This window comes from Streptomyces carpinensis (assembly GCF_002154505.1).
Classification (GTDB): Bacteria; Actinomycetota; Actinomycetes; order Streptomycetales; family Streptomycetaceae; genus Streptomyces; species Streptomyces carpinensis.
In genome coordinates this window covers 1-8,417 of sequence record NZ_MUBM01000239.1, presented here as the reverse complement: position 1 = coordinate 8,417, position 8,417 = coordinate 1, and the positions used below count along the sequence as shown (strand labels likewise).

The 8,417-nt window shown below is 68.6% G+C and carries 7 protein-coding genes and 2 pseudogenes; 5 read left to right on the top strand and 4 right to left on the bottom strand.

Annotated elements, in window-relative coordinates; all coding sequences use genetic code 11:
* Positions 1-264 precede the first annotated feature (264 nt).
* The 5 genes and pseudogenes from BZY54_RS29925 to BZY54_RS29900 all read left to right on the top strand — a co-directional run bounded on the left by BZY54_RS29925 (position 265) and on the right by BZY54_RS29900 (position 5,213).
* The gene (locus BZY54_RS29925; RefSeq protein ID WP_086728454.1) at positions 265-972 is read left to right on the top strand and encodes a hypothetical protein; all 708 of its coding nucleotides are present in this window, start codon (positions 265-267) and stop codon (positions 970-972) included.
* A gap of 352 nt (positions 973-1,324) precedes the next feature.
* On the top strand, positions 1,325-2,134 hold the full coding sequence (locus BZY54_RS29920; protein ID WP_244217399.1) for an IS5 family transposase: 810 nt from the start codon (positions 1,325-1,327) through the stop codon (positions 2,132-2,134).
* Between the two features lie 88 nt (positions 2,135-2,222).
* A complete protein-coding gene (locus tag BZY54_RS29915) occupies positions 2,223-2,612 on the top strand; it encodes a VOC family protein (protein WP_086728453.1) in 390 nt (129 codons plus the stop codon).
* Between the two features lie 314 nt (positions 2,613-2,926).
* Positions 2,927-3,295: pseudogene (locus BZY54_RS29905) on the top strand (transposase); the annotation flags it as partial.
* A gap of 406 nt (positions 3,296-3,701) precedes the next feature.
* Entirely contained in the window at positions 3,702-5,213 is a 1,512-nt protein-coding gene (locus BZY54_RS29900) for a carotenoid oxygenase family protein (RefSeq protein WP_086728456.1), read from the top strand.
* 632 nt (positions 5,214-5,845) lie between these two features.
* Here the strand turns inward: BZY54_RS29900 and BZY54_RS29895 are convergent.
* The 4 genes and pseudogenes from BZY54_RS29895 to BZY54_RS29885 form a co-directional block, all read right to left on the bottom strand.
* Positions 5,846-6,277 carry a DUF4259 domain-containing protein gene (locus BZY54_RS29895; protein ID WP_086728455.1) on the bottom strand — a complete coding sequence of 144 codons (432 nt, stop codon included), beginning with the start codon at positions 6,275-6,277 and terminating at the stop codon, positions 5,846-5,848.
* Positions 6,278-6,360: 83 nt separating this feature from the next.
* Positions 6,361-6,696, bottom strand: coding sequence for a transposase (locus BZY54_RS29890; RefSeq protein ID WP_208640811.1), 336 nt, complete (start codon positions 6,694-6,696; stop codon positions 6,361-6,363).
* 22 nt (positions 6,697-6,718) lie between these two features.
* Positions 6,719-6,823, bottom strand: a pseudogene (locus tag BZY54_RS53690) (integrase); the annotation flags it as partial.
* 259 nt (positions 6,824-7,082) lie between these two features.
* Positions 7,083-8,357, bottom strand: coding sequence for a COG4705 family protein (locus BZY54_RS29885; protein ID WP_086728452.1), 1,275 nt, complete (start codon positions 8,355-8,357; stop codon positions 7,083-7,085).
* Between the last annotated feature and the right edge of the window lie 60 nt (positions 8,358-8,417).

Sequence of the window (8,417 nt, the reverse complement as noted above, 5' to 3'; positions counted from 1 at the left end):
TGTGGATGCACGGGACCGGCGACGACGCTGTGACGCTCCGGCTGGAGGGCGTGGCCTCGAAGGCGCGCGCGGTGCAGATCGCCCGGTCGAACGCGCAGGAGGCCGGGACTTCTGGGCGGCCTTCGAAATAGTGCGCGCGGGGTGGGAACCCGGGCGGGCCGGGCGGTGTACCAGAAGTGGAGAGCGGCCCAGGGAGGGCTGCACCGGATTCGGCCGGTGGGGGTTCGGATGGGCAGGTGGAGAGTTCGTGAACGGACCGCGTTCATGGGCGCGTTGGCTACGCTGCTCGCCGTGATGGTGTGGGGTGCGTCTTTCGCGGCGGCCGGCGGGCCGACGAGCGTGCTCGTGACCTCGCCGCAGAGTGGGGAGGCCGGCGCTCTGTACTCCTCTGAGAAGGAGTACAGGCAGCTGGAGAGGCTCCTGGGCCCGGCGGGCTCGGGCAGCCGGGACAAGCCGCCCGAGGCTGACCTGGTCCATACCCGGCAGATCAACGTGACCTGGATGGCGCACGACATATCGCCATGGCGGCTCGACCGGGTCTTCCCGGTGACCGGCAAGAACGCCGTCTGGATCCACACGGCGGCGAACGTGCCCGATTCCCTGAACGGCTACTGGCATCGCGCCGAGCAGCCCGCCCGGCTGCGCGCCCTGCTCGGCAAACTGGGCGTGATGGGCAAGGCGTCCGACCAGGGGTACACCGGTATCTTTCCGGTGCCGTGGGAGTGGGAGACGGCCACACCGGAGACCGCGGCACCGGACACCACCACGCCGGACGCGGACACGGGGCAGAAGGTACAGGTGACTGCGTCGGCCGCGGGTGGCGACGGCACCGGCTGGTGGTGGGCGATACCGGGAGCGGCGGCTGGTGCAGTGCTCGCGCTGGTGCTGCGGCCCCTGGCGCCGCGGCTCCCGCTGGACCGCCTGCGGCGTGAGCGGGAACCGGGCCCCAGGCAGGAACTGCGGGACATGTAGAGCGGGTGCGCGGGACGGGAGAGGGGTGGTCGGATGGCACTGCGCGGGGGACGTACGGGGCCACGGCTCGTCTCAGCAGCTCGCAGGTGGGCCTTGAGGTGCGCGACCCGCCATCGCCATCGGCAGCATCCCCACCCGGGCCACCACGGACACGGCACGGCGGCGCGCCCACCGTACGTGTCATGCGGCGCGGCGACCGATGACCTGGCCTCGCCTCGGGAATACGCGCGCCACGTCGGTCACCTCGACGTCGCGCGCCAGCTCATTGACGGAGAGACCGGCGAGTGAGACGTCAGGGACCACCGATGTATTGCGGGACAGCATTTAGGCGTGATCATTCGTTGAACCGTGCATGACGGGTCTGGTTGAGCGGTTGGTGCCGGACGAGTTGTGGGCGTTGTTCCGGCGGGTGGTGCCTCCGACGGAGGTGAAGCGTCCTCAGGGCGGTGGCCGACGGCGGGCCGGTGATCGCGAGACGCTGGCGGCCATCATCTTCGTGGCCACCTCGGGCTGCACCTGGCGGCAATTGCCGCCGGTGTTCGGGCCGGCCTGGCCCACGGTCTACCGACGCTTCGCCCAGTGGAGCCGGGAGAGGGTCTGGGCCCGGCTCCATCGGGTCATCCTCGACGAACTCGGCGCCAGAGGAGAGCTGGGACTGGTCGCGGTGCGCGCTCGACTCCGTCAGCGTCCGGGCGGCAAAAGGGGGCCACTGACCGGACCGAATCTGACCGACCGCGGCAAACCGGGATCGAAAATCCACCTGATCACCGACCGGAACGGACTGCCCCTGTCACTGGGCATCTCCGGCGCCAACATGCACGACAGTCTCGGGCTGAAGCCACTGGTGCGCGGGATCCCGCCCGTCCGCTCCCGGCGCGGGCCCCGTCGCCGGCGCCCAGCCAAGCTCCATGCAGACAAGGGCTACGACTACGACCACCTGCGCAGATGGCTCCGCAAGAGGGGCATCCGCCACCGCATCGCCCGCAAGGGCATCGAGTCGTCCACCCGGCTGGGCCGCCATCGCTGGGTCGTCGAAAGGACAGCGTCCTGGCTGGCCGGGTGCCGTCGCTTGCACCGCCGCTACGAACGCAAGGCCGAGCACTTCCTTGCCTTCGTCGGTATAGCCGCAGCCCTCATCAACTACCGTCGACTTACTACATAGACAGGACTAGGATCTACTGCGACATCGCGTGTCGGTCACCGGCTGGGTGAGACATGGAGGTGTCGGGACATGCCTTCGGAGGCATTCCTTGTCAGTCGAGTTGAACCACACAATCGTCCACGCCAGGGACAACCGGGAGTCCGCAGAATTCTTCGCGAACCTGCTCAACCTTGAGATCGCCGCCGAGTGGGGTCCGTTCATCGCGGTCGACCTGAGCAACGGCGTCACGCTGGACTTCGCCACTATCCCCGCGGACAGCATCACCCCCCAGCACTACGCCTTCTTGATCTCCGAGGAGGAGTTCGACGCGGCGTACGCGCAGATCAGACAGCGCAGCATCGAGCACTACGCCGACCCCCACCGGAAGCAGCCCGGCACGATCAACCACAACGACGGTGGCCGCGGCGTGTACTTCATGGACCCGGCGGGCCACGCCATGGAACTCATCACTGTGCCGTACGGCGGTTGGACCTCGTAACCACATGCACCGAGGGCCGCACCCCTAGCGCGGAGTGCGGCCCTCAACCGCTGCTTGTGCCCCATGTGATCGCCGCCAGCGCCCTGCGATACCACGGCCGGGTGATCCGTATCAACCGCGAGGCGTTACGCGGCTGCTCGCCCGCCACGGCATCGCCTTCCCGCGCGCCAAGACGTGGAAGGAGTCCCCGGATCCCGACCGCGAGACGAAGCTGGACCCCACAGAGGAGGTCCTTCACAGCTTCCCTGACCGGGTGTTCGCCTTCGACGAGTTCGGCCCGCTCGGGATCCGGCCGACCACAGGCTCGGGTTGCGCCGAGAGCCGTCACCCTCACCGGCAACCGCCACGACGTCACCCAACTGCTGCCGCTGCTGAACGCCGTCCCACCGGTCCGGGGCCCGCGGGGGCGCTTCCGTCGCAAGCACCGGCGCGTGTACGCCGACCGGGGCTACGACCACGACAAGTACCTCAGCCTGCTGTGGAAACGCGGCATCAAGCCCGTCATCGCCCGAGGCGGGAACCGCCCATGGATCCGGGCTTGGCAAGGTGCGCTGGGTGGTTGACTGCGCTTCGCCTGGCCCCACCAGTTCAAACAACCACGCATCCGCTACGAGCGCCGCGTCGACCTCCACCAGAGCCTGCTCGAACTGGCCTGCAGCATTATCTGCCTCCGCCCCCTCAGAAAGGATCGTGGCATGTCCAGCGACCGTCTCATGCGCCTCCATAGCGCCGAGTTCCAGGCCATGGCCGAGAGGGCCTGCGGGTCACCGAGATTGAGTAAGGCCGGCGTTGGCGTGTCGGTCGGGAAGACACGCCCGTGCTTACGGTGGTCAGCGAGGACGGCACCACCGCTAAGCGGCAGCCCGCTGCTGGATGAGATCGTCCGGGAAGGTGCGAGGCGGATGCTGGACGCGGAAGAGCTCCTCCAGCGGCTTGACACGGCATTGCAGCCTCGGGGTGGTGCCGGCATCACCCCCGATTCGGGGCCTGAGTCGACTGCTTCACGGGCGACAGAGGAGGAGGGTTGCTCCCGTCACCACGAGTCCGGCCGACGGAGCCGGCATCGATAACGGAGGGCGGCGAAGCATGATGGCCAGTCACACGCGGCGGAGACTTCTCAAGGGCGTAGCGGTTGCGGCAGCGGGCAGTGTGGTCGGGAGCGGTCTCGGGCCTGGTTTCTTCACGGCTGCGGCGCAGGCGAGCAGTGCGGCCGGGAAGAGCGGCGTGATTGGGGCGACCCCGTTCCTGGAAGGGGCGTTCGCGCCGGTCGCCGAGGAGTTGACGGCCTTTGATCTCAAGGTGACCGGCCGCATTCCGCGTGACCTGGACGGCCGTTACCTGCGTAACGGTCCGAACGCGCTGGGCCTTGAGGATGTCCTTGCTCACCACTGGATGCTCGGCGACGGAATGGTGCACGGCGTCCGGCTGCGTGGGGGGCGCGCGGAGTGGTATCGCAACCGCTGGGTGCGCTCCTCGCAGGTGACGGCGAAGCTGGGGGAGACTTACCCGGGTCAGACCCCGCCGGACGACTTCGCGTGTAACACGCATGTGGTCCCGTACAAGGGCCGCATCCTGGCGATGCAGGAAGGCGGGCCGCTGCCGTACGAGCTGGACGGCGAGCTCAACACCGTGCGCCCGTACGACTTCCGCTCCACTCTCCAGGGCGCGTTCACCGCGCACACCAAGTACGACGCGGCGGCCGACGAGCTGCACGCGATCGCGTACTACCCCGCCTGGGACCATGTGCGGCACATCATGATCGACCGGACTGGCCGGGTGGCGCGGACCACGCGGATTCCCGTCGCGGACGCGCCGATGATGCACGACTTCGCGCTCACCGAGAAGTACGTGGTGATCGTGGACGTGCCGATCACCTTCGACGGTGCCGCCGCGGAGGCGGGTGCGATCGTGCCGTATGTGTGGAACGACAGACATCCCATGCGCATCGGGCTGTTGCCGCGCACTGGCGGCACTACGCGCTGGTTCGAGATCGCCCCGGTGTACTACTCGCACACGCTCAACGCCTACGACGAGGGTGGCGCGGTCGTGGTGGAATACACCGGGTTCCCCGCGCCGTTCTACGCCGCCGGCCGCGGGATGGGCGGGCCCTCCGCGACCGGTGCCCCGACGCTCGACCGCTGGACGATCGATCTGCGCGCGGGCCGGGTCCGAAGCAGCCGGCTGGACGACTGTCCGCAGGAATTCCCCCGCATCAATGAATCCCTGGTCTCGCGCCGGCACCGCTATGCCTACACCGCGAGCGCGGCCGAGATGTGGCGCGCGTACGAGACCGTCGACGGCGTGCCGCCGGACGAGAAGTTCACCAACTGCCTGATGAAGCACGACATGTTGCGAGGCAGCAGGCAGCTCCACCGCTTCCCCCGGGGCGCGGCGGCCGGCGAGCCGGTGTTCGTCCCGCGGCGCGCGGCACGGGACGAGGACGACGGTTACGTTCTGTCGTACGTGAACGACCCCGACCGCGGCGCGACCGACCTGGTGATCCTTTCGGCCCAGGACTTCGGTGGCCATCCGCTGGCCCTGATTCACCTGCCCGGCCGGGTACCTCTGGGATTCCACGGCAGCTGGATCGCGGACGCCTAGACTCCGGCAGCACTTTGACGTGTTACCTGTTCAGGGGCGTTTTCGGCGAGTGTGGTGGGCTGATTGCCGGTCGAAGTCTCTTTCCTGGACCGCCCCTCGGTCGTGTGCAGCCGCCGCTGATGGTGGCAACGGCGGGCGACGGCTTGGCATCGTCTGCACCAGCGTGACCACCTCAGTACGCCGGATCGCAGTCCGCCATTCGCGGCGACCGTATGGAGATGCGCCGAACTTCTCCGGAGAACCTGGCTTGGGGCTGCACGGGCCTTGAGGCTGGCAGCCGGCAGTGGCGGCCTGCCCGAGCAGCGCTCCGGCAGCCGAACTCACTGGCCGTTCGTCGCCCAAGGAGTGCGGACGCGAGCGACACGGTCACCGTGCTGTGCGCTCCCCCTGTTACCAGTAAGCGGCCGCCGCGGGGAGCGGAAGGCCGGGTGCCCGGTGACTTGGCGTTCCCCGGAGCCCGTCCGCGGCGAACGACCCGACAGGCACGCGATGCCGACACCCGCCGAGAGCAGCGGGTGACTCCCGAAGCCACGTACATCAACTATTCGCGTGAGCGTGCGACTCCCATTCTCATGTCGAAACGACGTCACTGCCCGAGTTCTCGCTCAACTTCCGTGCTGAGTGACACTCCGTTATGGCTGGACGTAGAAGAGAGCGATGGAAGGTGGCGGCGAAACAAGCACTGCGCGAAGGCGCGTGAGTATGGCCTGCCACTGCTTCCAGTCCTCCGGATCGACCCAGTTCGAGGCCGGCCCAGCCTCGTCGCCGGCGATGCGGGCGAGGGCTTCGTCAGCGAGCGCCCGAAGGTCGGAAGGGAACACGGGCATGGGCGCTTCCGGGCCGTAGGGCGTGTCGACAGGTTCGCCTCCCGGGCATTGCGCCGCGATGAGTGCGGCGGCGGCCACCGCCTCGTCCGCTTCCCTGAGACAGCCCGTGGCCTCGACCGTCCGGACGAGGACGCCTCGGATCAGAGCTTCGCGCGCCTCGGGCTCGGCCTCGTCGAGAGCGTTGGCGAAGTCCGCGGCTGTGTCGTTGTCGAAGGGGCCGATGTCCCAGGTGCCCATGCTGATCTCCTTGCGGTAAGGTCGTCCGGAATCAGGCACTGACAACATGACTACGGGGCGAGTAGGACTCGTTTGCGTAGAAGTCAGAAGCCTGCTCCGCCGAACATCTGGCGTTTGAGCAGCTCGATCCGGTTGACGTGGCCTTCGACGACTCCGTAGCTCCAGGGCAGGCTGAGTCCGACGATGACGGCGTCGAGGTCGCGGTCGATGCCGGCAGCGAGGGTGTGGAGGCTGGGCAGGTCGTCTTGCCGGACGGCGTCGAGCCAGTCGGGAAGGCGCTCGCCTTGGCGGTCGGTGAGCATGACCGCGAAGGCGCGGACGTGCCGGGTGAGGGAGTCGAGTACGGGGCAGTGGGGGCGGACGGTCTTGAGTCGGAGCTGTGCGAGCTCGGTGAGGGTTTCCGGGCGCCTGAGGAACATCCGGCGACCGCCCGCGGTGAGGCTCGCTGCGGATGCGGGCGCGTTCGCGTCGTTGGGTGGTGAGGACGTCGGGGTGGCGGGCCTTGGTGTTGCGCCAGCGCGGGTAGGCGTGCAGGGCCCAGGTCTGAGGGTCACCGGCACCGCTTCTGACGCATACGCCGCCACCGCGACTGATCGCCTGGGGCAACAGCGCGGCGGTCGAAGCCATTGGCGCCGGCTTCGACCGCCCCACGGGAGTCTGCGGACGTGCCCGGGCTGCCGCAGGCGGCCCCGGCCGCCTGCGCTGTCCGCGGCTCGCCGCGTGTGCCGAAGCGGCGCCGTTCTCGGCGCGGCCCGGCACACTGAGCCCGGCGGCCGGGTGGGCCGGCCGGGCGCTGTGTGATCTCTCAGCCCAGGTCCGTCAGGAGGGCGTTCAGTTCGCTCTCCTGCTGCGCCGGCGACATCGGCGGGTTCGAGTGATCGATACCGAAGGTCTTGAGCACTTTGTCCATCTGGGCGTCGATGGAGGTCCAGCCGGTTTGGTCCAGCGGCTGCAGCGAGGCCTGGTCGGCGTCCCACAGGTCACGCAGCGACTGGGCGGCCGCGTGCGCGCCGGTCGCGTTCCCCGAGCGTGCGTCCTTGAGCGAGGTGGAGGCGAGGGCCCGCAGCGCGCCGACCTTGGCGGGCGGGAATTTCTTCACCGCCTGGCCGGGAGCCATCTGGACGGCGGAGGTGTTGTCGGTCTCCGGCGCCGGGCCGACGTGCGGCTGACCGTGGGCCCAGACCAGCAGGCCCGCGGTGGCGACGGCCAGCACTCCGAAGCCGGCGAGCGCGACGCGCTCCTTGCGCGGGTCGCTGGTGGCGTGTGCGGCGTGGGCCGCCTCGTAGGTCTCGGTCACATCCGAGCGGGTCACCGTCAGGTAGACCACCGTCGCCAGGATCAGGCCGAGGAAGATCAGGCTGGTGGTGAACGTGCCCAGCGCGAGACCGGTCGGGTCGCCGGGGTTCTGGGCGACCTTGGGGGAGGCGAGCCAGTCGCCGATGTTCGCGCCCAGCGGGCGGGTCAGGATGTAGGCGAGCCAGAAGGACAGCACCGGGTTAGCGCCGAACCTCCACAGCGCCGTGATCGCCGCGATGAGGCCGAGCGGCAGCAACACTGAGACGCCCGGGCTCCAGCCGGTCAGCTCCAGAGTCCAGTCGCCGGTCGCGGTGCCGAGCGCGAAGGTGACCAGGACAGTCAGCCAGTAGAACGACTCCCGTGAGAACGTGGTGACCGAGTGGATCGACAGCGTACGCTCACGCAGCCACCACACGCCGAAGACCACCGCGAGCAGCACCGAGAAGACCGCGGAACTGATCCACAGCGGCACGTTCAGCTGGTCGGTCAGGATGTCGGTGTACAAGGTGCCTGTGACGCTGACAACGACCACGGTCAGCCAGTAGGGGAACGGGACGTACCGCTTCAGCCGCAGCTGGACGGCCAGGACCACCACGAAAACCGCAGTGAAGATCCAGGCCGTGTTCACCAGGCCGACGCCCAGCTGGGTGTTGATCCAGTCGGCGAAGCTCTCACCGACCGTCGTGCACAGGACCTTGATCACCCAGAACCAGATGGTGACCTCGGGGACCTTGTTGAGCATGAGTCGCCCGCTGCGCGTGCGTGCTTCAGTTGTCGTTGTCATACAGGGAGGTTTACGCGGGGAACCTGCACGCAACCTGACTACGTGGCCGCGCGCGCGGCC

Excerpts from the sequence above, each read along its gene's own strand:
- BZY54_RS29920 (WP_244217399.1), top strand. The coding sequence starts at position 1,325 with ATGACGGGTCTGGTTGAGCGGTTGGTGCCGGACGAGTTGTGGGCGTTG.
- BZY54_RS29925 (WP_086728454.1), top strand. The coding sequence starts at position 265 with ATGGGCGCGTTGGCTACGCTGCTCGCCGTGATGGTGTGGGGTGCGTCT.
- BZY54_RS29885 (WP_086728452.1), bottom strand. The coding sequence starts at position 8,357 with ATGACAACGACAACTGAAGCACGCACGCGCAGCGGGCGACTCATGCTC.
- BZY54_RS29895 (WP_086728455.1), bottom strand. The coding sequence starts at position 6,277 with ATGGGCACCTGGGACATCGGCCCCTTCGACAACGACACAGCCGCGGAC.
- BZY54_RS29900 (WP_086728456.1), top strand. The coding sequence starts at position 3,702 with ATGGCCAGTCACACGCGGCGGAGACTTCTCAAGGGCGTAGCGGTTGCG.
- BZY54_RS29890 (WP_208640811.1), bottom strand. The coding sequence starts at position 6,696 with ATGTTCCTCAGGCGCCCGGAAACCCTCACCGAGCTCGCACAGCTCCGA.